The 25,200-nt window shown below is 64.5% G+C and carries 24 protein-coding genes; 13 read left to right on the top strand and 11 right to left on the bottom strand.

The genetic code is table 11. From position 1 onward, the window contains the following. Positions 1-23: 23 nt before the first annotated feature. The 7 genes from NM2_RS21320 to NM2_RS21350 all read right to left on the bottom strand — a co-directional run bounded on the left by NM2_RS21320 (position 24) and on the right by NM2_RS21350 (position 8,423). A complete protein-coding gene (locus NM2_RS21320; protein ID WP_084531391.1) occupies positions 24-1,037 on the bottom strand; it encodes an MlaD family protein in 1,014 nt (337 codons plus the stop codon). Then, positions 1,025-2,014 (bottom strand): MlaD family protein, encoded by a 990-nt coding sequence (locus NM2_RS21325; protein ID WP_245718145.1) that lies wholly within the window; start codon positions 2,012-2,014, stop codon positions 1,025-1,027. The genes NM2_RS21320 and NM2_RS21325 overlap by 13 nt, the downstream gene beginning before the upstream one ends. A gap of 14 nt (positions 2,015-2,028) precedes the next feature. Beyond that, on the bottom strand, positions 2,029-3,123 hold the full coding sequence (locus tag NM2_RS21330) for an Mce family protein (protein ID WP_067671536.1): 1,095 nt from the start codon (positions 3,121-3,123) through the stop codon (positions 2,029-2,031). 4 nt (positions 3,124-3,127) lie between these two features. After that, a complete protein-coding gene (locus NM2_RS21335; protein ID WP_067671638.1) occupies positions 3,128-3,955 on the bottom strand; it encodes an MlaE family ABC transporter permease in 828 nt (275 codons plus the stop codon). Between the two features lie 53 nt (positions 3,956-4,008). Continuing rightward, positions 4,009-4,908, bottom strand: coding sequence for an MlaE family ABC transporter permease (locus NM2_RS21340; RefSeq protein WP_245718146.1), 900 nt, complete (start codon positions 4,906-4,908; stop codon positions 4,009-4,011). A gap of 1,140 nt (positions 4,909-6,048) precedes the next feature. Continuing rightward, positions 6,049-6,477, bottom strand: coding sequence for a nuclear transport factor 2 family protein (locus NM2_RS21345; RefSeq protein ID WP_067671539.1), 429 nt, complete (start codon positions 6,475-6,477; stop codon positions 6,049-6,051). Continuing rightward, the gene (locus tag NM2_RS21350; RefSeq protein WP_067671645.1) at positions 6,474-8,423 is read right to left on the bottom strand and encodes a flavin-containing monooxygenase; all 1,950 of its coding nucleotides are present in this window, start codon (positions 8,421-8,423) and stop codon (positions 6,474-6,476) included. The genes NM2_RS21345 and NM2_RS21350 overlap by 4 nt, the downstream gene beginning before the upstream one ends. 355 nt (positions 8,424-8,778) lie before the next feature. Between NM2_RS21350 and NM2_RS21355 the strand changes: the two genes are divergently transcribed. Both NM2_RS21355 and NM2_RS21360 read left to right on the top strand, forming a co-directional pair. Beyond that, positions 8,779-9,897, top strand: a complete 1,119-nt coding sequence (locus NM2_RS21355; protein WP_067671542.1) for an acyl-CoA dehydrogenase family protein — start codon at positions 8,779-8,781, stop codon at positions 9,895-9,897. 56 nt (positions 9,898-9,953) lie between these two features. Continuing rightward, positions 9,954-10,526 (top strand): TetR/AcrR family transcriptional regulator, encoded by a 573-nt coding sequence (locus NM2_RS21360; protein ID WP_067671545.1) that lies wholly within the window; start codon positions 9,954-9,956, stop codon positions 10,524-10,526. A gap of 16 nt (positions 10,527-10,542) precedes the next feature. Here NM2_RS21360 and NM2_RS21365 read toward each other — a convergent pair whose 3' ends face one another. After that, positions 10,543-11,313 carry a hypothetical protein gene (locus NM2_RS21365; RefSeq protein WP_067671548.1) on the bottom strand — a complete coding sequence of 257 codons (771 nt, stop codon included), beginning with the start codon at positions 11,311-11,313 and terminating at the stop codon, positions 10,543-10,545. Between the two features lie 298 nt (positions 11,314-11,611). Between NM2_RS21365 and NM2_RS21370 the strand changes: the two genes are divergently transcribed. Then, positions 11,612-12,217, top strand: a complete 606-nt coding sequence (locus tag NM2_RS21370; protein WP_067671552.1) for a cytochrome c oxidase subunit 3 — start codon at positions 11,612-11,614, stop codon at positions 12,215-12,217. 3 nt (positions 12,218-12,220) lie between these two features. Beyond that, positions 12,221-12,496 carry a cytochrome C oxidase subunit IV family protein gene (locus NM2_RS21375; protein ID WP_067671555.1) on the top strand — a complete coding sequence of 92 codons (276 nt, stop codon included), beginning with the start codon at positions 12,221-12,223 and terminating at the stop codon, positions 12,494-12,496. Between the two features lie 49 nt (positions 12,497-12,545). On the opposite strand, the gene NM2_RS21380 is transcribed toward NM2_RS21375, so the two are convergent. After that, complete coding sequence (locus tag NM2_RS21380; protein WP_067671558.1) at positions 12,546-13,298, bottom strand: hypothetical protein; 753 nt, start codon at positions 13,296-13,298, stop codon at positions 12,546-12,548. Between the two features lie 484 nt (positions 13,299-13,782). Between NM2_RS21380 and NM2_RS21385 the strand changes: the two genes are divergently transcribed. After that, complete coding sequence (locus NM2_RS21385; protein WP_439956903.1) at positions 13,783-14,676, top strand: lytic transglycosylase domain-containing protein; 894 nt, start codon at positions 13,783-13,785, stop codon at positions 14,674-14,676. A gap of 664 nt (positions 14,677-15,340) precedes the next feature. Here NM2_RS21385 and NM2_RS21390 read toward each other — a convergent pair. Beyond that, positions 15,341-16,345 (bottom strand): ABC transporter ATP-binding protein, encoded by a 1,005-nt coding sequence (locus tag NM2_RS21390; protein WP_067671564.1) that lies wholly within the window; start codon positions 16,343-16,345, stop codon positions 15,341-15,343. A gap of 181 nt (positions 16,346-16,526) precedes the next feature. Between NM2_RS21390 and NM2_RS21395 the strand changes: the two genes are divergently transcribed. The 8 genes from NM2_RS21395 (at position 16,527) to NM2_RS49180 (ending at position 24,719) form a co-directional block, all read left to right on the top strand. Then, positions 16,527-17,840 carry a TetR/AcrR family transcriptional regulator gene (locus tag NM2_RS21395; RefSeq protein ID WP_067671567.1) on the top strand — a complete coding sequence of 438 codons (1,314 nt, stop codon included), beginning with the start codon at positions 16,527-16,529 and terminating at the stop codon, positions 17,838-17,840. Positions 17,841-18,066: 226 nt separating this feature from the next. After that, positions 18,067-19,272, top strand: coding sequence for an acyl-CoA dehydrogenase family protein (locus tag NM2_RS21400; protein ID WP_369690325.1), 1,206 nt, complete (start codon positions 18,067-18,069; stop codon positions 19,270-19,272). Positions 19,273-19,405: 133 nt separating this feature from the next. Further along, positions 19,406-19,978: a TetR/AcrR family transcriptional regulator gene (locus NM2_RS21405; protein ID WP_067671570.1), complete on the top strand. Its 573-nt coding sequence runs from the start codon at positions 19,406-19,408 to the stop codon at positions 19,976-19,978. Between the two features lie 347 nt (positions 19,979-20,325). Continuing rightward, positions 20,326-21,087 carry a crotonase/enoyl-CoA hydratase family protein gene (locus tag NM2_RS21410; protein WP_369690326.1) on the top strand — a complete coding sequence of 254 codons (762 nt, stop codon included), beginning with the start codon at positions 20,326-20,328 and terminating at the stop codon, positions 21,085-21,087. Positions 21,088-21,317: 230 nt separating this feature from the next. Beyond that, a complete protein-coding gene (locus NM2_RS21415) occupies positions 21,318-22,811 on the top strand; it encodes a carotenoid oxygenase family protein (RefSeq protein ID WP_067671575.1) in 1,494 nt (497 codons plus the stop codon). A 111-nt stretch (positions 22,812-22,922) separates the two neighbouring features. Further along, on the top strand, positions 22,923-24,119 hold the full coding sequence (locus NM2_RS21420; protein ID WP_245718147.1) for an acyl-CoA dehydrogenase family protein: 1,197 nt from the start codon (positions 22,923-22,925) through the stop codon (positions 24,117-24,119). Next, a complete protein-coding gene (locus NM2_RS21425; RefSeq protein WP_067671578.1) occupies positions 24,119-24,520 on the top strand; it encodes a nuclear transport factor 2 family protein in 402 nt (133 codons plus the stop codon). The genes NM2_RS21420 and NM2_RS21425 overlap by 1 nt, the downstream gene beginning before the upstream one ends. A gap of 37 nt (positions 24,521-24,557) precedes the next feature. Beyond that, complete coding sequence (locus NM2_RS49180; protein WP_369690327.1) at positions 24,558-24,719, top strand: hypothetical protein; 162 nt, start codon at positions 24,558-24,560, stop codon at positions 24,717-24,719. A gap of 65 nt (positions 24,720-24,784) precedes the next feature. Here NM2_RS49180 and NM2_RS21430 read toward each other — a convergent pair. Next, a partial coding sequence (locus NM2_RS21430; RefSeq protein ID WP_439956904.1) for a hypothetical protein occupies positions 24,785-25,200 on the bottom strand: 416 nt, incomplete at its 5' end.

Below are 25,200 nucleotides of genomic sequence, written 5' to 3' on the forward strand. Positions count from 1 at the left end.
ACTTTGCGATTCTTCTTCATATCTCAGCACGTCCGTCCGGGGATGGGGACACAGATGTCCGACGCCGATATCGTTCCCCCGCTGAGGGTGGCCAGCCCGTTCGGTCCCAGCCACGCCGCCAGGCGGTCCCGCAGGTTCTGCAGCTGCCCGATGGCCGGACCCATACCCTGCTGGAAGTCGGCGATCGAGGACCGCAGCTTCTCGATCATCGGCTTGACCTCGGAGTTGTGCTCGAGCAGGAAACTCTCGATCGGCGCGACCCGATACAGCAGGTCGCCGAGCAGCTGGTATGCCCTGTTGAATCCGACGTGGGTGTTGTCGTAGGTGGTCACGACGATCTCGGACTTGCGCAGCAGTTCGTACACCCACTCGCGGCTGCCGTTGAACGTCTGCAGATATTCCGAGGCCAGATCCGTGATCGTGCGCACCTGGTCACGCTGCTGGTCCATCACGGTCGCGATGCTGTTCATACCCTGGATGATCGAGCTGACCGACGACGAATTGTGTTGCAGCGCTTGGGCCACCTGATCGATGTTCGCATCGATGGTGCCACCCTTGACCTTGTCGGTGGTGTTCGGCGCGGCCTGCAACACATCCCCGATCGAGTACGGGGCGCTGACGTGATCGACCGGAATCACCTTGTCCCCCAACGGTGCGTTGCCCGCCGGAACCACGGTCACCGCATACCCGCCCACCGGGGTCAGCATCCGGATCTCGACGGTGGAGTCCGAACCGATGAAGGTGTTGTCGGACACGCGGGCCTCGACCTGCACGGTGTCCGGCTGGATCGACAACTTGGTCACCTTGCCGACATCGATGCCCACCACGCGCACGCTTTCCCCCACGCTGATCGAGGCGGCGTCGGTGGTGTCGAACCGGATCGTCTTCTGATGCATCGGACGCAGATACAGCAGCCCCGCCGCCGTCAGGGCGATCACCGCGACCAGCACCACGGTCGAGCCGAGCAACATCTGGCTGTGCCGGATCCGGCCCAGCAGAGCTTTGAGGCCGGCTGCCGGTTTCCTTACTTGTTGCATACCACGACCTCGCTGCCGTTGAGCAGGACCTTGACGTCCGTAGGAAGGTTCACCACACCCTTGCTGCAGCCCAGGGTCTTTCCCGCGGCCTGCTGCGGTATCTGCAGGCCCGCGACGGTCACCGGCAGCAACCGCAGCGCGTTCGCCGCGGCCGACATCGAGGAGAACGTGTGCTGCAGCAGCTGGTCCACATTGAACTCACCGTTGATGCCGAGCTCGATGACCAGCTGGTCCACCGGCGTCATGAATGCCGGACCGAAAATGTTCGTCTCGTAGAACTTGTCCAGGATGGTCATCGCCTTGTCGATCGGGATCTCCAACGAGTGCATCAAGTCCATGACCTCCGGCGAGCGACCGCCCATCGAGTCGGAGATGTGCGAGATGTTCGCGGTCAGCGTCGAGATCACCTGCTGGCGATCCCGGGCCATATCCGCCAGCTTCTGGGTGCTGTCCAGCATCGGCGCCAGACCGCTGCCATCGCCCTGCAGCACGTTGATCGCGTTCTGGGTGAAGTCGTTGATCTGATCGGTGCTCATCGTGGCCAGCACCGGCTGCAAACCGTTGAACAGCTGCGTGATGTCGAACGACGGCCGCGTCTGCTGGGTCGTCAAATGATCCACCGGCTTACCCGGCTGCGCGGGAGCCTGCAGATCCACATACCGGATACCGGTGAGGTTCTGGTATTTCACCGCCAGCACCGTGTTGTCGGTGAGCCTGAACGGCTTCTGCAGCGTGAAACCCACCTTGGCGATGCTGCGGCCGCCCTGACGAACCAGGTCGATCGAGGTGACCTTGCCGACCTGCACACCCTTGCTGCGGATGTCGCCGTCGGTGTGCAGACCGGACACATCGGTGAACTCCGCGACATAGTGGCCGTCCGCGTGCTCGTCCGGATTCTTGATCGCATTGATCATGAGCACGAACAGCAACACCGCCACCACGCCCGCACCCGCCAGCTTGATAACCGTCGTAATCATTTTCGCCTGCGGGCTCATCGGTGCGCCCCCTGCACCGGAGCCTGCGGCAGACCGGTCGCCGCCAGCGGCGCGGCCATCCCCGGCAGATCATCGAGCACCACCCGCAGGTTCAACGTCTTGGACCCGTTCGGCGCGGTGCTGAACGCCCGGTTGTAGCGATCGACCAGCGTCGAGAGCTTGCCGGGCAGCGCGCCGCCATCCATCATGTGCGGCAGCGCGTCCACGAGGTACTGGACCAGCTGGACGTCCGGCGTGAGCTGCTTATCATGCGAGGCCAGCAGGTGTCCTGCCTTTCCGAACAGGCTGTTGGCCGCCAGATCCAGACCCTTGTCGATATCGGCGAACACAGCCTCGTTCACACCGAACGAGCCGTTGGGCCCGGACCTGTTGTAATCGTTGTCGTACGCGCTGTACAACATGTCGATCGTCTGCGTGCTGAACGCCGGCAGCACCTGCAGAATTTCGTCGGCGCGGCCGATCAACTCGCTCGGCATCGCCTGCTGTGCCTTCGCGGCGCGGTCGGCGAACACGATGCCGGTCTGAATCATCGGGGTCAGCCCGTCGGTGTATTTGATGACCTTGTTCAGGGCCGCGATCATCGGATCGGTCAGCGTTCCATCGATGGAGATCGAGCCCTTCTCCAGCATGGTCGACATCGTGTAGTCGCCCGCCGGCATCCGGTCCAGGACCTTATGGGCGGCCAGCCGATCTCCACCGGCCTTGGCGATCAGGTTGACCGCGGTGATACCGAAGTAGTTCTCCGGAACGAAATCCACGTCGAACGCGTCGGTCAAGCCGTGCAGTTGGCCCTGATTCAGCAGCAGGCTCATTCGCACGGTCCCGTCGCCGTGATTGGACAGATCGGTCAACTCCCCGACCTCGGCACCGTGCAGGATCACCTTGGTGCCCTTGCCGACTCCGGGCGCGACGAACGGGACATCGATGCTCAGCGGCAACCCGCTCGGCTTGTCCACGCGGGGCTTGACCCATACCATGCCCACTACCACCAGCGCCACGACCGCGATCATCGCGACAGCGGCGATTGTGATGACTCGGGCCTGCTGCTCGTCGGTACCGCGCAGGAAGTCCTGATTCCTCGGTTTGCTCATCGTCTCATCCCTTGAAGACCAACAGCGGGCTCAAGCCCCAGATGGCCACCGTCATACAGAAGTTCAACACCACGATCGCGACCAGGCTGGCGCGGATCGCTCGCCCCGACGCCGCACCGACACCGGCCGGCCCGCCGCTGGCGAAGTATCCGTAGTAGCAGTGGATAAGCGTCACCATCGCGCAGAAGACCAGGACCTTCAGCACCGACGCGCACAGATCCGGGATGGTCAGGAACTGGGTGAAGTAGTGGTCGTAGGTACCCGAGGGCTGGGCGTGAAAAACCTTGACGATGATGCCGCCGGTGAAGAAACTCACGACCAGCGCCATGAGATATCCGGGCAGCACGATCAGCATGCCGCCGATCAACCGAGTGCCCACGACGAACGGGATCGCTTGCAGGCCCATCGATTCGGTCGCGTCGATCTCCTCGGAGATCCGCATCGCACCGATCTCCGCGGTCATGCGACAGCCCGCTTGGGCGGCGAATCCGATACCGGTGATGATCGGCGCGATCACGCGAATGTTGCCGAACGAGCCGATGATTCCGGTCAACGGGCCGAAACCCAGCAGATTCAGCGCCATGAACGCCTCGATCGCCACCACGGCGCCGACCGCGATGCCCAGGAAGAACATCAGGCTCACCACGCCGCCGTCGACCACCAGCGACCCACTGCCCCAGGCCATGCTGTTCATCGTCTTCCACGTCGCCTGGCGGTAATGCTTGACCGTCTTCGGCAGCAGGATCAGCGTCTTCCCGGTGAACATCACCACCTGGCCGATTTCACCGAGCGATTCGGAGAACCCGCGCCCGATCGACCGGATCGGGCGCATCAGCACCGAGGCGAACGGCACCGGAACATATTTCGAAGGGGTAGTCGTCATCATCACGCCAATCGGGCCGGGAAGAACATCATCTGCAACTGGCTGATCAGCAGGTTCGTCATGAAGATGCAGAACACACTGAGCACTACCGAGGCGTTCACCGCATTGGCCACGCCCTTCGGGCCGCCCTTGGCCTCCAGCCCGCGCAGACTCGCGATCAACACCACGATGACCGCGAACACCAGCGCCTTCAACACCGAGAAGGCCAGGTCGATGGGCGTAGCGAAGGCGCCGAACGACGCCCAGAAGCTACCCGGCACAACATGATTGACATTCGCCGAGATGGTCAGACCGGCGAACACACCGGCCGCGACGATGATGATGCACAGGACGGGCGCGATCGCGATCATCGCCAGGAACCTCGGCATCACCAGCCGCTCCACCGGATCCACGCCCATGACCCGCATGGCGTCGATCTCCTCGCGAATCGACCGGGCACCCAGATCCGAGGCGATCGCCGAGGCCGCCGCGCCACTCATCAGCAGGCCCGCGGCCATCGGCGCGCCCTGACCGACGACGCCCAGACCACTGGCCGCACCCGCGAGCGAATTCGCGCCGACCTGATTCATGATGCCGCCGACCTCGACCGCGACCTCGCCCCCGATCGGGATCGCCATCAACAGCGCCGGCAGCGCGGTCACCTTCAGCAGCGTCCACATCTGCTCCACGACTTCGTGCATCGGCAGGCGCATGCGTACCAGATCCACCACCGTGTACCGCAACACCGCCGCCGTCAGCTCCGCCGACCGGCCGATCGTGGCCAGCGAGCGGGCGGGCCGCTCCTTGAGCTGTGTGGCCACTCGTGACAGGACCGGCGCCGCACGCAACTGTTTTTGCGGCGTGGGGACCTGTTGCTGCGCCGCGGTGGGCTGTTTCAACGAAGGCTGAAGCGTCGTGGTCATCGTGCACCGCTCTTCCCCGCATCACGCGTGAGGACCGCATGCGAACGCGACGGTGCCGGGCTCATGCCCTGCCGTGCCGTCAAACACAGCGGCAACTTCGATGTTGCAATCTGGTTTTGCATCATTACTCCTGCCCTGCACAGGCATTCGGTATCAGCCGAAGCATCGACCGATACGTACATGTGGTGCATAATATGAGATGACCTGTGCCAATTATGGCTCGGTGTGACTCATACCCCCGGGTGACGTGCGTGCCCCAACTCACACATATCGTAAGTCACATGACTGATGACGTCAATTGTTCTATGTAAAACAGCCTGGCTGTCGCAGCCTCCACCTCGCCTTATGCCGCAATGCCTTCGATGCTGCAATCTGGTTTTCCATGATTACCCCTCTTGCCAAGGCGGCGTTCGGATCGGCGGATGCCCCACGAAGGCCTACATCCGACTGCCAAATATGAGACGATTTGTGTCATATTCGAAGGTTATCGACCCCCCGAGGCGCCCGGAGATCCCTGGACGACAGCGAAACCACTCGATGGTAGCGGCCTACTCGCGAGACTATTTCGAACTTCGACGGCCAAAGCACCAGTTAGGCACTGGTCTTGGCGAGAAACAGCCGGTCGAAGTTATTTAGTTTAGATTAGATAATGTTCTTCCGAGTCGCTCCTCGTCGAAACGTGAATATTTGAAACGTGAATATTTGCGGCACTATTACGAGCCACGCTCATGGGCAGATGTTGTGACCCACAACCGGATCCCGCACCGGGTGTGCCCGGAATCACTATGACTGAGCATAGCATAAGCCGTCTTACGCGCAAGCCAAAACGTGAGATTAGTTGTATCAAATTTCAATCCGTGTTATAGCGGAATCTAGTCCTGCAAATTAAGCCGGAGAGGCCGCAAGCGGTCCGATCACCCGGCTCACCGGAGGTTCCGTGTTTCAAATTCGGCTCTTGGCCCCGGACGGATCACTCGGCTCCGGACCCGGCATCCGGTGCCGCCATCCGCTCCGCGGTCGTCCGCTCCCGCACCCCGGATCGCGCCCCACCACTTCGTATAGCGGTCACCGCTGTGCCGATCGGGCCGGAACAGACGAAAAAGCCCGCGCCGATGTCGGCGCGGGCTCTCGTTCGAATCGTCAGGCGGGCGACGAAGCGGCCACGCAGGCCGCAGTATCCCAGTAATAGGCGCGTAGCTCCTGGACCAGGCCGTCGGCGAAGGTCCACAGCTCCAACGCGCCGGATCGGACTGCCTGGCCCGAACCCGGTGCGTGCCAGTCGAATTCGAGTTGCGCGGCGATCCGATCGCCGCCGTCGACAAGGTCGGTGAGAGTGGTCCCCGAAGGCCCGACCGGAGTCGGCGCCGACGCCAGTCCGGCGAACACCTTGGCCAGTTTCCGGGCACCGGCGATGGTTCCGCCATAGGGCAGCGAATCCGGCCAGGTCACCGACGCCTCGGGGGCGAAGCGGTGCTGGACGAGCCGCGCCAGCGCGTCTCCGTCGCGCTCGGCGATCGCCCGGTAGAACTCCCGGACGACGTCGGCATTCCCCTCGGTCATATCGGTCATTTCGCTGTCTCCGTTCCGGCTTCCACGGCGGCGTCCACGTAGTCGTTCGGTTCGAAGGTCAACGTGCGCTGCCAGTAATCGATGTACTTCCACGGGCTGCTGACGACGACGCGGCCCGCGCCATTGCGGTAGTAGGTGGTCATGCCGGGATGAACCCAGATGCAACGCGACATCGCGTCGTCGAGTTCTTTGTTGTAGTCCCAGAAGACATCCGACCGGACCTCGGCGCTGCCCACATCGCCGGACAGCAGGTGCCCGATCGCCCCCATGATGTACCGCATTTGGAACTCGGTCGCGATCACCGCGCTGCCGCCGTGACCGGCATTGGTGTTGGGGCCGTTGAGGATGAAGAAGTTCGGGAAGTCCGGGACGGTGACGCCGAGGTAGGCGCGCGCGTCCTCCTCGCCCCACTGTTCGCGCAACGTCGCGCCCGAGCGCCCCCGAATTTCCATGGGCCACAAGAACTGCAGGGTCTTGAAGCCGGTTGCCAGCACGATGACATCGGCCTCGTATTCGGTGCCGGACGCGCTGACCACGCTCCCGGGCCGGACCTCGGCGACCGCGTCGGTGATCAGCTCGACATCGTCACGGCAGACCGTCTTGAACCAGCCGTTGTCCAGCAGCGGCCGCTTGCCGTACGGAGGGTAGTCCGGAAGGCATGCATCGAGCAGATCCGGGCGTTCGGCCAGCTGTTCGGTGATGTAGTCGGTAAGGAAGACGCGGTGCCGGTCATTGGCCGCGTTGATCGACCGCTCCTGATGCGGCCATGCGGGATCGATCTGCAGCGTCGGGTGCAGCCGGTCGCTGAAATTCCAGAAGTTCCGCAACCGGTACCACGCCCCGTAGAAGGGTACGTGCTCGATCAGGCACCGCACGTTGTCGCTGACACTGCGGTGATAGTTGGGATGCGGGATGGCCCACTGCTTGGAACGCTGGAAGATCAGCACCCGCTCGGCGTCGTCCACGATCGACGGCACCGCCTGCATCGCGCTGGCGCCGGTTCCGATGACAGCGACCCGCTTACCCGCCAGGTCGGCCTCGGGCCGCCATTCCGCCGTGTGCATCACCGGCCCCGCGAAGCTGTCCAGGCCCGGGATGGGCGGCACCGACGGGCGGTTGACCATGCCGACCGCGGAGATGAGGACATTGGCGGTCAGGGTCTGAGTCCGCCCATCGGGGTCGCGGATCTCCACCCGCCACAGGGCCGCGGCGGTGTCGTAGTCGGCGCGGATCACCTCGGTACGGAACCGGATCGCGTCCCGGACTCCGAACTCGTCCGCGATCCTGCCCAGGTAGGAGAACACCTCATCGCGTTTCGCGAAGTACCGCGACCACTGGGTGTTCGGCGCGAACGCGAACGAGTACAGGTGGCTCGGGGTGTCCACACCGCACCCCGGGTAGGTGTTCTCCCACCAGGTCCCGCCGACCTCGGAGTCCTTTTCGAGCACCGTGAAGTCGACACCGGCCTGCCGCAGCTTGACCGCCGCGCACAGCCCGGACATGCCGGCCCCGATGATCAGGACCCGGAAGCCCTCCGGCGGCGTAGGCACCTCGACGTCACGCGAGAGTACGCCCATCTCCTCGGCCAGCAGCGGACCGTATTCCCGCGGCACCTCCTCGACCAGCGCGATCTCGAGCATCTCCGCGATACGGTCGGGGGTGAGTTCGATCGGCGTGAGGCGACCCGCCCGGTGATCCACGATGGCCTGCAATGCCGCCCGGCGCACTTCCTCCTGGATCTCGACCGGCAGGCCGCCGCTGTCGTTGTCGTCCAGCGGACGGCCGCGCCGCGGTCGATACGGTTCGTTCAGCCAGCGGTCGTCGCCGGTCAGTTGAGTGAGCACCAGCAGCAGGGTCGGCAGATTCGCCTCCTGCAGAGCGGATTTCAGTCGATCGTCGTCGAGCGCGGCAGCACCGGCGCCCGGGTTCGGAACGGTGTCGGACACGATGTTCCCTTCATGGTCATCCGCCGCTACGCCAATGCGAACGGTTCGTTCCGCGACGGTAGAGACATCACGCGCCGGTTCCAGCCACACAGGCCGGACGGCGCGCGGTCGTCAGACATTTATGAGTTAGTACGTCTCAAATATAGGACGATATGTTTCACTCGTCAAACATCGATGCCAGCGCGGCGCGGAAATTTCGATATGACGACGGTCACATGGCGACGTACACTCGGCCGGCGCCGGACGTCCGTCGCACCGCCGGAATCCTCCGCGCCCATCCCCTCGTTAACGATCGTTTCCATGATGGCAGGAACGCTGATACCTTGGTATCACGATTCGCATATGAGGAGGACCGGTGCACCGGACAGTTTTCACAACCGACCACGAGGACTTCCGGATCCTGGTGCGCAAGTTCGTGGCCGACGACATCCTGCCCGAGTACGCCGCCTGGGCGCGCGCCGGCCGCCCGAGCCGTGAATTCTGGCGGCGCGCAGGCGAACTCGGCATCCTCGGGATCGGCGTACCCACCGAATACGGCGGGCTCGCGGACTCCACGTTCGCGCACAGCGTGGTGGTTACCGAGGAGATCCAGCGGGAGTTCGTCGCGCTCGGCGGCCTGCGGGTGCAGACCGACATCTGCATGCCCTACTTCCTGCACTACGCCGACGACGAGCAGAAGCGGCGCTGGCTGCCCAGACTCACCAGCGGCGCGGCGGTCGCGGCGCTGGCGATGTCCGAGCCGGGAGCGGGTTCGGACGTCAAGGCGATGAGCACCCGGGCCGTGCGCGACGGCGACTACTACGTCGTCAACGGCGCCAAGACGTTCATCTCCAACGGCGCGGCCGCGGACCTGGTCATCCTCGCGGTCAAAACCGATCCCGAGGCCGGCCGCCGCGGCATCAGCCTGCTCGTCGTCGAGGACGGTATGCCGGGCTTCGAACGCGGCCGCAGCCTGGACAAGCTCGGGCTGAAGGCACAGGATCTCGCGGAACTGTCGTTCACCGATGTGCGGGTGCCGGTCACCAATCTGCTCGGCCAGGAGAACCGCGGCTTCGAATACCTCACCGCGAACCTCGCGCAGGAGCGGCTGTCGATCGCGGTCAACTCGCAGGCCGCGGCCAGGGCCGTGCTCGCGGAGGCACTGGCCACGCTCACCGACGACATCGGCCAGCACGCCAAATTCGAATTGGCCGCCTGCACCGCGGAGATCGAGGCCGGGCAGAGCCTGATCGACCGATGCCTGACCGAACTCGCCCGCAAGACACTGACACCTGCCGATGCGGCGGTGGCGAAGCTGTACTGCACCGAACTGCAGGGCCGGGTGGCCGACCGCTGTCTGCAGTTGCAGGGGGCGGCCGGCTACAGCGACGACAACAGGATCCGCCGCGCGGTGCTCGACGGCCGGGTCAGCCGGATCTACGGCGGTTCGAGCGAGATCATGAAGGTCATCATCGGCCAGGACCTCGGACTGTGATCCGCCGCCCGGCTTCGGGCGCGGTCGGTGAACGATCACCCCGTAAACTCGTTACGGTGAGCCGCGAACAGAAGATCCTGGAGGCCGCGGAGAAGCTGTTCTCCGAGCGCAGTTTCGACGGTGTCGGCGTGGACGCGATCGGCAAGGAAGCCGGCGTCACCGGCTCGGCGATCTATCGGCACTTCTCGAACAAAGAGGAAATCCTCGCGGTGTTGTTCGATCAGGCCACCGACGCACTGCTGGTCCGGCTGGGAGAGCCTGCGGACGACCCCCGGGACGAACTGGTCCGCCTCGTGCGCGCCCACGTCGAATTCTCCGTGACGTACCATCGGCTGGCCGCGATCTGGGCCCGCGAGCAGCGCACCCTCACCCAGGCCAATCAGCGCAATATCCTGCGCCGCCAACGCAACTACACCGATCGGTGGATCGAGGCGCTGGACCGGTGCTACCCGGGGCACCCGCGCACCGATCTGGCGTCCACAGTCCGCGCGCTGCATGCGCTCATCACCTCCGATGCGACCCGCCCACCCGGCGGGAAGCGCTCCCCCGAACTGCAGACATTGCTCACCAACCTCGCGCTGTCCGCCCTCGATGGACTGGTTCAGCCGGCCGCCGAAGCGGCCGGCTGAACACCCATCGGACAGCTCAGAACACCGCTGCGGCTTCCTCGGCAGGGGTGAGCTCAGTGTCCGGGTCGTTCTCCTGAGCACGCAGCGCTCGGAAGAGCAGCCAGCTCTGGATCGAGATCCAGACCCCGAACAGCGACAACGGCGACCAGAAGACCAGCAGACCGTTCCAGGCCAGCAGACCGGAGCGCGGGACGAACGCGAAGGCGCCGGCCTCGAACATGATCGTGATCCACAGCGAAACGTATCCCCACCAGCGCGGGAACGGGTTGTGCTTGACGCGCTGGGTCGCCGGGCGGAAGCAGATGACCGAGACGGCCACCCACAGGAAGATGAAGAACTGATCGGTCGAGGTCAGGGTCAACGACCCCAGCTCGTGCATGATCGCGGTGACTTCGGGGTCCTTACGCGGCGCCGAGTACGCCGCAACGCCCCAGAAAAGCGGCGGAAGCGCCAGGAACAGCGACATGAGCGCGCCGCTGACGAGCGACAGAGCGCTCCAGATCTTCCATCTGCCCGTCTCGACCCGTGCCATCTGCATGGCAACGACCGCGAGAATGGGCATCATGAAGGCGCCGGTCCAGCCGGCGATTACCGCACCCCACTTCACCTCGGTCGCATGGCTGCCGTACCAACTGTTCACCTGCTCCGCGGTCCAGTGCGGATCCTTTGTCGGGACCATCTGCAACAGGAAGATGAAGGCGACGGTGAACACCAGGGCGAGGCCGATGCCCCACCACAAGATGGCGCGCTGACTTCGCACCGAGAATAGATTCCGATGCTCGGACATGGCTCTCCTCTACTATCTATGGTCGCCGGCTCGGTTCACTCTCCGACCGGGGCCCGGACACGGCGTTTACGCTGATCACCGCACGTGTCATGAATTGATATTCAGCGTCTCACAATAGAATGCACATGTGTCGCGCCTCATGTCAAGGCTTCGGTGTGATTGACGCAACAGAGACCCACCCACTACGATTTGATACATAGCATCTCAAATAGTGGGCCATGAGCGCCCCGGAGACCAGCTGGAGGAATCCCATGGCACACGTCCGCGACACCGGTCGCGCGAGGAAGGCCGGCACCCGATGACCGCCCTGACCAACAAGGCGGCCACCTGGGCCGAAACGCCCCCGCGGGAACGACACATACCGGGCGAGTCGGGCCTGTGGATCCTGCTGTTCGGCGATATGACGGTGTTCCTCATTCTGTTCGGGGTCTACCTGCACGCCCGCGGTCCGCAGAAGGCGCTCTTCGACCACGCCCAGGAAACCCTGAACCGTGATCTCGGCGCGCTGAACACGGTGCTGCTGCTGATCAGCTCGCTTCTGGTGGCCATGGCCGTGCGGGCGGTGCGCGGTGAGCATCGCCGGCTCGCGCCCCCGCTCATGTTCGGGGCGATGGCCTGCGGCGTGGGCTTCATCGCGGTCAAGGCGTTCGAATACCACGCGAGGATCGCGGCCGGGCAGACTCCGAACACCAACCCGTTCTACATGTACTACTTCGTTCTGACGGGACTGCATCTGGCCCATCTGATCATCGGTCTCGCGGTACTGCTCGCGCTGTCCGTGCTGGCCCGCAAGCCCGAACTGGGCAAGATGCAACTGGCTTTTTTCGAGGGCGGGGCCTGCTTCTGGCATATGGTCGACCTGCTCTGGATCGTCATCTTCCCCCTGATCTTCCTGGTGCGGTGAGCCATGCAGAACCTCCTTCGAACTAAAACCACGGCCATCTGGCTGCTGCTGATCACGGCAACCGCGCTGTCCTGGGCCATCGGCTCGGGCCACGGCTTCGGCGGTGACGGCCGAACCGCGGCAAGTCTCACAATTCTCCTGGTCGCGGTACTGAAGATGCGCCTCGTCGGCCGATACTTCATGGAACTGCGCGACGCACCGCTCGCCCTGCTCGCACTTTTCGAGGGCTACTGCGTCCTGGTCCTCGGCGTGACCGCCGGAATGTACCTGCTGGCCTGACCACCGGGCATACACCGGCTCTATGGAGCGTGGGGCCGGATCGGGGCGGCTACCGCCGAAGGGCCTGCTCCGGGACGTCGGCGGAATCCGGCGTCCACGCCGGCTCTCCGGCGCGTCCGTCGCGGCGCAGGCGGTGGATCCACCAGGCCAACGCGCTCAACGCCACGAACGCCGCGACCCCGAGGAGCAGGTACTGCCAGGTGCGGAAGGCCGGCCCGTACGCCCCCGCCGTCACCGCCCACCACAGCACGACCATGGCCGCGAAACATCCGTAGATCACCGGCGATTGCGCGATCGCGGACCTGCGGCGTAACACCAGCGGAACCACGGCCAGCGGGATGAGATACAACGTCACCGCGGCCAGCGCCTGATAGAGCGGATCGTCCCAGACGGTCTTCAGATACTCCCAGCACACCACGGTCAGCGCCGTCCCGGCGAGCACCAGGGCGTTCCACTGCGCTTGCGTCCCCCGGGGGAGGTATTCCTTGCGGCCGAACTTCATGGCCTGCGCCAGGAATACGCACTCGAGCAGCAGCGCGCTGAGCAGCCCGACCCAGAACAGTTCGAAAAACCAGTGATGGAGGCGATGAAACCAGGTGTCGAACCGGACAACCACGCCCAGATCGTGCGCGAACCACAGGAAGGTGCACGGCAGGGGAATCGAGATCCATCCTTCCCGGCGCGTCATCACCACCGCGGTCACCATCGCGATCGTCTGCAGCACCATCGCCAGGCCGAAGCCGACCATGATCGGGATCGTGTGCTTGTCGAGAGCATCCAGAATCAGCCGCGTGTCGTACACATCGCGCGATGCTACCGGGATTTTTCGCCGGATTCCGCATTTTTGCGACACAGCGTATGTTAATTTTGCCGTCGATCGGGGCCGCGTCGGCCTCGAAAACCCTCGCGCGCAATCGACGTCGATACCACGGACTCGATCGGCTCATCCCCCGGTCGAAGCCCCGATTCCCGACAAGACCTTGTGACTGAACACACTGTTCATATAGCATGTACATCACCCAGTCTGAACAGACTGTATGGCCATCGGCCGAGGTAATCACAGCCGAAAGCAGTGGGGCGGCCGGACGGTTCGCGCCCCGCGGAATCCGAAGTCGGTGAATGCGATGTCATTTCGTCCAGCAACCGTTTCTATGCTCGCCATCGCCGGGATTCTCGTGGCAGGGTCATCCGCCACGGGATCGTCGAACAGCAGCGGCGCCACCGGCACGCGCTCGGTGCCGGCGCCACTCGCCGCAGCGGCCCCCAGCCCCGCAGCGGAAGCGCCGGTGGGATTCGTGCCGGCCGAAGTGCCTGCCCCGTTGCTCCCACACGCGGGCAGGATGTTGACCACCCCGCAGCTGCCGGGCGAAACGGATGCGCAAGCCGGGCCACAGCTCGTCGCCCAGCACGACATCCCGGATCTGCCCGCGGTCCGAGGAATTCCCGAAATAGTGTTGGCCGCCTACCGGAATGCCGAGCTGCGACTGGCCCAGATCGAGCCGCACTGCGGCCTGTCCTGGGAGCTGCTGGCCGGTATCGGCCGGATCGAATCCGGCCACGCCGACGGTGGCAACACCGACGCCGCGGGCACCACCAGGTTCCCGATTCTCGGCCCGGCCCTGAACGGCACCCTGCCCGGCAACGAGGTCATCAAGGATGCGAGCGGCGGTTATGTACGCGCCGTCGGGCCGATGCAGTTCCTGCCGAGCACCTGGCGCATCTACGCCGACTCCGGCGCCGACATCAACAACGTGTTCGACGCGGCGCTGACCGCGGGCAAGTATCTGTGCTCGGGCGGCCTGGACCTGCGTAGTCCGGCCCAGGAACTGCGCGCGGTACTGCGGTACAACAACTCGATGGCCTATGCCGAGAATGTGCTCAGCTGGGCGTCGATCTACCGCAGCGGCGGCGCCGGTTCCGTCATGACCGGCACACTGCCACGCACTCCCGAATCCCTCGACGCGACCACTGATGCGCCGGTGAACCCGGCGCCGTCCACCCCGGCCGATTCCGCGCCCGCCCACACACCCACGCCGACACCGCAGCCGACCACGCCGATGATCGTCATCCCCGGCCTTCCCCCGATACCCTGCGGCATCTTCTGCCCGCCTCCTGCGGTACACGCTCCCGAACCGGCTCCGGCGGCGCCCGCACCGAGCCCGGAGGCACCGGCACGGTGACGTGAGGGCCGCACCGGCGCCACGGTGACGTGAGGGCCGCACCGGCGCCACAGCGACAGTGCGGTCACCGGACCGGGGTCATCGTCGGGGCCTGGACGATGAACGGGTTCCGGCGCGATTCGAAAAGTCCACGGCGGCAGAACAGTCCTCCAGTCGCGACTATCGGCCAGGACGACCGCACCGAGGGCTCCGACCGACAGTTCCTGCCACATGAACCAGAACCGGTCCTGTCCCGGAGTCCCGAACCGCGCGTGGCCAGTTCGTCTTCGCCGCGGGTCGCGGTATTCCATTCGGCGGCGCCCGTCGGTCTCTGCGCGTGTGCTCGGCCTGCGTCGGTCGGACGTGACCGCAGAGCTTGAAGCTGGTTACGGTAGGCGCGCGCAAGCTCGGCGACGAGCCGACGTCGCTCGGGACGCTGCGGTGACGTCGCGATCGCGGCCATCGCGATTCCGTCCGATCGACTCGCAATCGGGGATGAGCGATACACCGATCGACTTTCCTTGATATCAAGGATCTATTCGCGACCCGCGAGTCCGAGAATTCGACCCGGCGCGAGCCGCGGCGAGCCGGAGAGCATCCGGCCATACGTTGGATTAATGCTGCTCCGGCCTCGCTGACGTATCCCGCCGCGCCGGGTCGGCTCCGCGGGCTGCGTGCGGTGGTGTCAGCGCGCGAAGGTCTCGGTCGCCCCCTCGGCGTTCATACTCTCCCGGATGGCTTCCTGGGCGGTCGGCGGCAGGGTGTGCAGGATATCCAGTACTCGGCGGCGACGGCGTTCCACGGCCTGGCGGACCGGCATGCCGGGCGTGGCCTTCATCTGCGGAATGATGCCCTCGATCTCCTCGGTGGCCGAGTCGTAGTGGCCGGCGTCAGCGAGCGCCTGCTCACGCGCCATCTGCGCCTCGTCCTTCTCCTCGGACATACCGATCGGACCGACCATGCGGCCGTTGAGGAACTGTCCCACCACCGGCTCCTCGGAGGTGAGCAACACCTCACGCGGGCCGAACATCACCAACCGCCGCCGGAACAGCATGCCGATGTTGTCGGGCACAGTCCGGGCCAGGTTGATGTTGTGCGTGACGATCAGGATCGTCGCGTCGATCTGCGCGTTGATATCGATCAGCAACTGCGCCAGATACGTGGTGCGCACCGGATCCAGACCCGAGTCCGGCTCATCGACCAGGATGATCTGCGGGTCCAGCACCAACGCGCGAGCCAGACCGGCACGCTTGCGCATACCACCGGAGATCTCCCCGGGCAGCTTGTTCTCCGCACCCAGCAGACCGGTGAGCTCGAGCTTCTCCATCACGATCTTCTTGATCTCGGATTCACTCTTCTTGGTGTGCTCACGCAACGGGAACGCGGTGTTGTCGTACAGGTTCATCGACCCGAACAACGCGCCGTCCTGGAACAACACACCGAACAGCTTGCGGATCTCGTACAACTCCTTGTTGGAGCAGGTGGTGATATCCGTGCCATCGATGAAGATCGAGCCACGCTCGGGGCGCAGCAGACCGATCAACGACTTCAGGAACACCGACTTACCGGTACCGGAGGGACCGAGCAGCGCGCTGACTTCTCCCGTCGGCAGCGTCAGGCTGACATCTTGCCAGATATTCTGCGACCCAAAGCTTTTGGTCACACCAACTGTGCTCACTTCGATGCCCATCGTGGCCCTCCTCGAGGATCGAGATATCCGAATCCGCCGCCCGGCACGAAGATCATCGCCCGTGTGACGCGCGCTACAGGCAGCGTATGTGGCACTGAACACTTTGTCTACACTGGATGTATGAACTGTCTGGTAGGAAGAATTCCGAGAGTATCCGAACGAGCAGGTTAAGGTACCGAGTGTGAACACCAATTCGGTTGCGCGCCAACGTCCTCGACGGCACGACGGTCGAGGCGCGGCAGAACTCGCGGTGTTCGCGGCGACCGAGCAGCTGCTGCGGGAATCGTCCCTGAAGGACGTCACCGTCGCTCGGATCATCTCCCGCGCGCAGCTGTCGCGGGCGAACTTCTACCACTACTTCGCATCGAAATACGACGTCGTCGCCGCGATGGTGGCGCGACTGCTCGAGGACCTCGACGCCAGCGAGGGGCCGATCCACGCCAAGCTCGGCCTCACCCACCGGTCCGCCATGGAGGTCGACCTCCGGCATACGATCGACATCTGGTCCGAGCACAGCGCACTGATCTGCGCCGTGATCGAACACATCCACGTCGTACCGCAGCTCGCGGCGGCCTGGAAGCTGATGCTGGACCGATTCGTGAGCGCCCTCGTCGAAGAGATCACCCATGAGCGGGCAACCGGCGCCGCCCCGGACGGAGCCGCCGCGGAGATGATCGCGACCGTTCTGGTCTGCGGCTACGAGCGCTCCTTCTACGTCGGCGCCAGGCCGTACGACACCCGGCTACCCGACCCCGAGTCAGCCGTCGATTCGATCATTCACGTAACCCTGAGTGCCGTCTACGGCGAGTTGCTCGGCGGCGACCGAAGACCTGGCCGCCGGAAGTCGCGTTCGTCGCGACGACACACACCCGCCACACCGCCGGCCCAGCGACCGCCCGCCTCCCCCGGTGGCGGGGGCGACTCCGCCACCGCCACCACGATCCTGGAGGGGACGCGGGCACTGCTCGCCGAGCAGTCGATGGATCAGCTGAGCGTCGCCAAGATCCTCGAGTACGCCAAGATCTCCAGGGCCACGTTCTACTTCTACTTCGAAAACAAGGATGACGTCTTCCTGGCGCTCTTCCGGGCGATCGCCGACAACATCGTCGCTCGATTCATGCGGCTCACGACCATCGACCGCACCGACCCCGACCAGGTCGAATCGGTCGTTATCCACGGGCTGGACCTCGATCCCGCGGACTTCGGCGTGCTACGAAACGCCATATACGAATGGTCGCACCGCCCCGGGCTCCGCGAGGCCTATCTCGCGACCATCGACCGGATTATCGGGATAGTGGAAGCAACGATCGACTCCGACCGTGCGGCCGGGCTCGCGGTCGCCGGCCCACCCGCGCCGCAGCTGGCAGCCGTACTCGTGTGGACCATTGAACGCAGTATCGCCGGATCGCTCGCGGGCGAAGCGCATGTGCAGGACACGCACGCGGTGGCCGCCCTCCTCGCCGACATCATGGTCACGACGATCTACGGACGCTGATATCCGCCTCTCGACCAACCTCGGGTCACTGTGAACGACCCCTGACTCACACTCGGACGGCGGGTCCCGCACGGGGCCATCGATCGTAGGTATCGGCGATCGGTACGGATCGGTATAGTGAACGATCGTTGACATCCCGACGTGGAGACATTTTCGGTCGGCGTGGCCCGGATGCCGCCTGACGCGGTGATGCCGCGGGCCGAATCCTGAAAGCCGAGGTAATGACGTGTCTGCGATTACCACCGATGCCCGGACGCCGATCGCGGCGCCCTCGCTTCCGCTGCAGCCGAGCCAGGAAGAACGGCTGCTACGCGAGTCTGTCGCGGCGATCTCGCGCAAGTACGGGCCGGATTATTTCCAGCGCACCACCTCCGAAGGCGCGGCCCCGGCAAGTCTGCGGGAAGAACTTGCCGCAGCAGGCTTTCTCGGCGTCCACCTCCCAGCGGAGTGGGGAGGCGGAGGTGCCGGCCTGTTCGAACTGGCCGCGGTCGTCGAGGAAACCGCCGCCGCGGGCGTACCCGCGTTGAGCGCGGTGTTCTCCGCCGGCGTGAACGGCATCATACTGGCCCGGCACGGGACCGCCGAGCAGAAACAGCGGTGGTTGCGGCCGATTGCCGAGCAGGCGATTCTGACGTCCTTCGCGATTACCGAGCCGGATGCCGGCACCAATTCCTTCGCAATCAACACCTGGGCGAGGCCCGACGGTGCCGACTACATCATCAACGGTGCTAAGTACTACATATCGGGCTTCGACGAGGCGCAGTATGCGATTGTGGTGGCTCGCACGGGCACCGACGAGAAGTCGGGCCGGGCCAAGCTGACGCTGTTCATCGTCGATACCGCCAGCGACGGCATCACCTACCGGCACATCCCGACCGCGCTGCGGATACCGGAGCGACAGTTCGCCGTGCAGTTCGAGGATGTGCGCGTCCGCGCCGACCGCATAATCGGCGACCTGCACCACGGCATGCGTGCGGCATTCGCCGGCATGAACGCTGAGCGCCTGCTGGTCTCGTCGATTTGCACCGGCGTGGGGCGTTACGCATTGGAAAAAGCCGCAAGATACGCGAGGGAGCGGGCCATCTGGCGTGGAGTTCCCATCGGCGCGTACCAGGGTGTCGCTCATCCCCTGGCGCAGGCCAAGATCGACCTCGAGCTCGCGAGACTGATGACAGCGAAAGCCTGCCTGCTCTACGACGGGGGTTTCGACCCGGCCGAAAGCGCCAACATCGCCAAGACCGCGGGCGTCGACGCGGGACTGCGTGCGCTCGACGCGGCGATTCAGGTCCACGGCGGAAATGGCGTTGCGGACGAGTACCAATTGGCGAACTACTGGTTCCTCTTGCGAATGCTCAAGATCGGACCGGTGTCGAAAGAGATGGTGCTCAATTTCATCGCCGAGCACACTCTCAGTCTACCGAAGTCCTACTGACCCGCATCGTTCGCCGCGTGCCGGGTACTGTGAATAATCATTCCTCACGGGCGAAAAACTCACAGTATCTGCAGGTAGAGTTCGCGGCGGAGGCGATCCGCACTTCTCAGCGATGTGAACATATGATCACATCATGAAGCGGGAAGAGCAGATTTTGAAGGCCGCGGAGGACCTGTTCTACGAACGTGGCTTCCATGGCGTAGGGGTCGCCGAGCTCGGAAAGCGCGCAGGCGTGACGGGCTCGGCGATCTACCGGCACTTCGGGAGCAAGGACGAAATCCTCGGCGTGCTGTTCGATCACGCCGCGGATTTGATTCTGATGAACGTCGGGCAACCGTTACCCGACCCGCATCAGGATCTGGAGGTTCTCGTGCGGGCGCATGTGCGGTTCGCGGCCGAGAACTACAAGCTCGCGGCCCTCTGGGCCCTCGACGTGCGCTCGTTGTCGGGCAGCTATCTGCGGAGCTTCCGGAGGCGGCAACGCCTCTACACCGACCGATGGGCCGCCTGCCTCGATCGGTGCTATCCCGGAAACACTCGGGAAGACCTCATTACGGCGATTCGGGGGGTGTGGGCGTTGCTCATGTCCGATAGCTGGCATCCGCGCTCCGGAACGGCGTCGCCGGACTTCGAAAGGATCCTGGCCGATATCGCTCTGACGGGTCTGGCATCTCTACGCGTCACCGACTCGGCGCACGCCGACTGATCGCGGCATCCTCAGGCACCCAGCAGGCGGGGGACCCGTCCGGCAGCGGTCAGGAGCGTGCCGTACGTCACGAAGGTACTACACAGCACCCCCCGCGTCAATCGCCAGGTGAATGATCACTCACATTCTTTCTCTACGGGTATCAGGATATAAATGCTTGTACAACAGTGATTTCGATAGTCACTGTGTGTGATCATTGACCCGATGTGGGCTACCGCTCTAGTATTTGCGACGGTATGACTCGAAATCCGTCGGGTCTCGCGAGTCGATGTATGCCGGCCTCTGTGGCGCCGTTCGCCGAGCATGTTCGGGGTGTTCCATCGCCGGCTCGGAAAAGGAAGATGACCATGAGTGTCCGATTCGAACTCGTGGATCGCGTCGCGGTCGTCACGCTCGATCGCCCGGACGTCCACAACGCGGTGGACGGCCCGACCGCCGAGGCTCTGGCCGAGGCGATGGATGAGGTGGACGGCAACGACAAGATCTCTGTCGGCGTGCTGGCGGGTGAGGGCAGGAGTTTCTGTGCCGGCACCGATCTGAAGGCATATCACGCCACCGGCAGGCTGCCCATCACCGAGCGCCGTGGCGGCTACGGAATGCTCGAACGCCCCCCGGCGAAACCCATGATCGCGGCAGTGCACGGGCAGGCGCTCGGCGGCGGCTTCGAGCTGGCGCTGGCATGTGACCTGATCGTGGCCGAGGCGGGTGCCCGCTTCGCGTTGCCCGAAGTGAAGTACGGGCTGCTGGCGGTCGGTGGCGGCATCCTGCGGCTGCAGCGGCGCATCCCTCGTTCCCATGCCCTCGAGATGATCTTGACGGGAGATCCGATCACCGCCGAGCGTGGCGCCGAACTCGGGTTGGTCAATCGTCTGGTCCCGTCCCGCACCGCAAAAGAGGCCGCGATCGCGTTGGCGACGACGATCGCGGCCAACGCGCCACTGTCGGTCCAGGTCGGCAAGCGCGTGTTCGACGAATCGCAAGACTGGCCACACGGCGAGGCGTTCGCTCGTCAGGCCGAACTCGCCGGTCCGGTCCTGTCCGGCGCGGACGCGGCCGAGGGTGCGCGGGCCTTCGTCGAACGCCGACCACCGATCTGGACCGGTTCCTGACCTCCGGCGGGCTCTCGCACGGCATCCGCCATTGGCGCTTCCGCTAGTGATCGCTTCTTGACGCATTCGACAGAAGACCCACGTAAAACGGCAATTTTATGAAGTATGGAAATGATCGTTCACAAAACATCCGTTGACTTGCTACGCTAGGTCGTGAGACGCCGTGCGGTGTCGGCGTCCGACCGGACTGTTCCGGAGCCACCGCATCCTGAACCGAGGAGAAGACTGAGATGGGTTATCCGATCCCCGATGAGACTTCGCTTCGTGGCCCCTTCCGCCCCATGCGTTTCGAGGCCACGATCGAGGAGTGCATCGTCACCGAAGGCGAGATTCCCAAAGACCTTGCCGGAGGGTTCTACCGCGCCGGGCCGACATGGAAGCGCCCGACGCGTCAGGGCAACAACCCGGTGCTCGGCATGGACGGCATGATCCAGGGTCTGGTGTTCGAGAACGGCAGGGCCGACTTCCGGAACCGGTGGGTCCGCACCCCGAAGTACCTGCTCGAAGAGAAGTACCAGCGCGGCATGTTCGAGCTGAGCGACGGCGACTTCCGCGACTGGCGTGACTTCGGCTGGGGCTGTGTGCGTCGCGACCAGTACAACCAGGGAGTTCCGCAGGGAACCAACAACGTCAACATCTTCCCGTTCGCCGGTGAGATGGTCGCCGCGGGGGAGCAGGGCGGCGCGCCGATCGCGCTGGACCCCATCACGCTGGAGACCAAGGGCATCGTGAATTGGTCACCGCAGCTCAGCGGCGGCTTCCACGGCAAGTCCGCCTTCGGTGATGCGAGTTTCACGGCGCACCCGAAGTGGGATCCCGACACCGGCGTCCTGTACGGCTGGACCTACCGCGATGAACAGCCCTACCTGACAATGCATTTCGTGCACCCGTCCGGTCTGGTCGAGTCGCGCGACATCTGGGATGGCCCGTACAACACGGTCGCCCACGACATCTGGCTGACGCCGGAATGGGTGGTCATGCCCTTCCAGCCCTTCACTGCGAGCCCCAAGCGTATCGACAAGGGGCTGGGCGTGTTCGGCTGGGAAACGCACCTGCCGATCGTGCTGGCGCTCATCCCGCGCCACGACCTGCAGGGCGAGATCCGCTGGATCACAACGGATCTCGAGCCTCAGTACATCATGCACACGATGAGCGCGAACGTCGAGGGTAACAAGCTGACCCTGGACGGGCCGATCTTCAACCGGCCGCCGTTCCCGTTCGAGCAGGACTTCGCCCAGGGCGACGATGTGGCGCTGTTCTTCAGCGTCTCCAAGAGCCACCTGGGCCGCTGGACGATCGATCTGGAGACCGGAGCCTCGAAGTCCGAGCAGCTTTCGGATCGCCCCTCCGAACTCCCCAAGGTCGACGAGCGCTTCTACGGCAAGGGCTACCGGTGGGGCTTCCAGGTCGGCGGCCGCGTCAAGCGGGGCGGGATGTCGATGAACAGCCTGGTGGTCACCGACATGCACAGCCTGAGCGAACAGGTGTACGAGATCCGGCACGACGAGCCCGCGGCGGTGCTGGAAGCGACCTTCGCTCCCCGTTCGAAGGACTCGGCCGAGGGCGACGGATACGTGATCGTTCCGGTGTCGTGGTGGGCCGAGAACCGCGGCGAGTTCCAGATTTTCGACACCTACGACATCACCAAGGGCCCGATCTGCCGTATCGAACTCCCCTTCGCGCTGGGGTGGACGCCGCATGGTCACTGGAAGGACTTCCGCTGACCCTGCTGACACGATTCGATGCGCGTCCGGCCCTGTGCCGGCCCGGAGCAAGGAAAGGCCGTTACGAACTATGAAGACCATCGATCATACGAACACCGAGGTGGATGTGTCATGACCGCCGTCGACGAGCGTGGTGGAATGTTCACGTTGAATCCCGAGCAGGAAGCGCTGCGGCAGAAGGCGCTCGCGGTCGGGCGTGAACTACGTGCGGACGGCGCGAAGTGGGACCGGGACAACCTCGCGCCCTACAAAGAGGTGTGCGCCCGCATGAAAGAGGCCGGCCTGCTCGGCCTCACGATGCCGAAGGAGTACGGAGGCCAGGGTGGCACTGCTCTGGACTACGTGATCGCGGTGTCGTCCATTCTGCGCATGAGCCAGACGTGGATCGGTCCGGAGCCGCTGTTCTGCACTACCGGACCGGGCGCCTCGATGATCCTGCTGGGCCATGAAGCCATGCGGCAGAAGTACCTGCCGCAGGTCGTGCAGGGAGAGCTGGGCTGCGCGATCGCCCTGACCGAGCCCGAACACGGCTCCGACCTCACGTATCTCGAGGCGACCGCGGTCCTGGACGGCGACGAGTATGTCGTCAACGGAACCAAGGCGTTCATCACCGGCTCGGGCGTGAACGAGCTGTATGCGACCTTCGTGCGCTTCGACGACATTCCCGGGCCGAAGGGCGTCGGTGCCCTCGTCATCGAAGCCGACCGGGCCGGCGTGACCTCCACTCCGGGACCGGAATTCGTCGGTGACCGCGGTATCCCCCACGGTGACGTCCGGTTCGAGGACGTCCGGGTGCCGAAGGAGAACCTGATCGTCGGGGCCGGGCAGTTCGGTTGGCTGATGTCGGCGTTCAACATGGAGCGCCTGCACAATTCGGCCCTCTGCCTGGGCATCTCGGAAGCAGCCTACGACGAGGCGGTGACGTTCGCGCAGAAGCGAGAGTCCTTCGGCCGGCCGATCATCGAGTTCCAGTCGGTCTATCACAGCATCGCCGACATGTGGGTCAAGATCGAGGCGCAGCGCATGCTGGCATATCGGGCGGGCGCGACGGCTCGGGAGGGCCGGTTCCCGGACGCACACGACGTCACCGTGGCGAAGCTGCACGGGAGCAAGATCATGACGGAAGTGACGATGAGCAGTCTGGAACTGCACGGTGGATACGGCGTGACCCTGGACTATCCGATCCAGCGGATACACCGGGATGCGATCGCCAGCGTGGTCGCCGGCGGGGCGCCGGCGGTGCTGCGAAACAGCGTCGCGTCCATGCTCTTCCCGGATCGCCGGTTTTCGCAGACCAGGGGCTCGTGATGGAGGCCGGGGAGCTGGCGAAGTCCGCGGTCGCGGTCCTCGAATCGCTGGTGGACGTCGCCCGGGCGGACGATTTTCTCGGCTATCTCGACGACGATGTCACCTGGGTGATTCCCGGGTCCTGGCCGGGGATCTCCGGTGTCAAGGACAAGGCTCGGATCGAACGTTTCGTTCGGCGCACGTTCCCCGCCGGCTTCCCGACGGGACTCGAAGTCGACATCCGCGCCGTGCATGTCCATGATCCGACCGTCGTCATCGAATTCGTCGGCCGCGCATCGACATCGAAGGATCGCGAGTACGTGAACCGATACTGTTTCGTGTTCGTGTTCCGAAGCTCCAGGGTCATCGAGATCCGGGAGTACATGGACACGCTGTATGCGGATGGCGTTCTGCACAAATAGATACGGTCGGGACACCTCTGGGCATCGTTCCGCCCCAGTGCCTGGCACGAACCGCCAGCCGGACGTACGCGGCAACATTCATGCGAGCAGGGCGTACAGCGACCGAGCCGAACCGGTCGAGCTATCGGTGGGTTATTTCCTGCCCGACCAGTACACCTACCGCACCAATCTGCTGCGCCACAGCGGCGAACGACCATAATCCCGCAGATGCCCCGGACCAGCGGCCCGGCAGTCACTGCCGGGCCGCGGGCTTCGGGTGCGGCGCTAGTCGTGGAACGGCCCCGGTGGGATCACGACCGGCGAGGGAACCCCACCGGTGGCAAAGCTCTTCACCAGGCTCGAGCTGCGGGTGTCGTACACGGCGACCTCACCCGGACCCGTGTGATAGTTCCCGCTCACCATCGGACCGAACGCGGTCAAGGCGCCGTTGGCATTCGGCGCCGGCGAGGAGAAAGGCGTCGTCGGGACGTAGGCGAGCCGCCCGTCGGGCGAGAACGTCACATCCAGAGTGATCTTTCCCGGCTTCAGGATTCGAACCAGCGCACCGGTATGCGAATCGACGACCGCGACGCTCCCGTCGAGATTTCCCACCCAGAACTGCGAACCGTCCGGAGTCGAGGAGACGCTGTTCGGATAGCTGGTGATACCGGTGTTCACGGTGCCGACGACCCGGCGGGAGG

It is taken from the genome of Nocardia miyunensis NBRC 108239 (assembly GCF_001613065.1).
In the GTDB taxonomy this organism is placed as follows: Bacteria; Actinomycetota; Actinomycetes; order Mycobacteriales; family Mycobacteriaceae; genus Nocardia; species Nocardia miyunensis.

Coding starts and splice junctions, on each gene's coding strand:
- NM2_RS21365 (WP_067671548.1), bottom strand. CDS start 11,313: ATGTCCGAGCATCGGAATCTATTCTCGGTGCGAAGTCAGCGCGCCATC.
- NM2_RS21410 (WP_369690326.1), top strand. CDS start 20,326: ATGAGTGTCCGATTCGAACTCGTGGATCGCGTCGCGGTCGTCACGCTC.
- NM2_RS21415 (WP_067671575.1), top strand. CDS start 21,318: ATGGGTTATCCGATCCCCGATGAGACTTCGCTTCGTGGCCCCTTCCGC.
- NM2_RS21340 (WP_245718146.1), bottom strand. CDS start 4,908: ATGACCACGACGCTTCAGCCTTCGTTGAAACAGCCCACCGCGGCGCAG.
- NM2_RS21405 (WP_067671570.1), top strand. CDS start 19,406: ATGAAGCGGGAAGAGCAGATTTTGAAGGCCGCGGAGGACCTGTTCTAC.
- NM2_RS21320 (WP_084531391.1), bottom strand. CDS start 1,037: ATGCAACAAGTAAGGAAACCGGCAGCCGGCCTCAAAGCTCTGCTGGGC.
- NM2_RS21420 (WP_245718147.1), top strand. CDS start 22,923: ATGACCGCCGTCGACGAGCGTGGTGGAATGTTCACGTTGAATCCCGAG.
- NM2_RS21375 (WP_067671555.1), top strand. CDS start 12,221: ATGCAGAACCTCCTTCGAACTAAAACCACGGCCATCTGGCTGCTGCTG.
- NM2_RS21325 (WP_245718145.1), bottom strand. CDS start 2,014: ATGATTACGACGGTTATCAAGCTGGCGGGTGCGGGCGTGGTGGCGGTG.
- NM2_RS21335 (WP_067671638.1), bottom strand. CDS start 3,955: ATGCGCCCGATCCGGTCGATCGGGCGCGGGTTCTCCGAATCGCTCGGT.
- NM2_RS21330 (WP_067671536.1), bottom strand. CDS start 3,123: ATGAGCAAACCGAGGAATCAGGACTTCCTGCGCGGTACCGACGAGCAG.
- NM2_RS21425 (WP_067671578.1), top strand. CDS start 24,119: ATGGAGGCCGGGGAGCTGGCGAAGTCCGCGGTCGCGGTCCTCGAATCG.
- NM2_RS21370 (WP_067671552.1), top strand. CDS start 11,612: ATGACCGCCCTGACCAACAAGGCGGCCACCTGGGCCGAAACGCCCCCG.
- NM2_RS21390 (WP_067671564.1), bottom strand. CDS start 16,345: ATGGGCATCGAAGTGAGCACAGTTGGTGTGACCAAAAGCTTTGGGTCG.
- NM2_RS21345 (WP_067671539.1), bottom strand. CDS start 6,477: ATGACCGATATGACCGAGGGGAATGCCGACGTCGTCCGGGAGTTCTAC.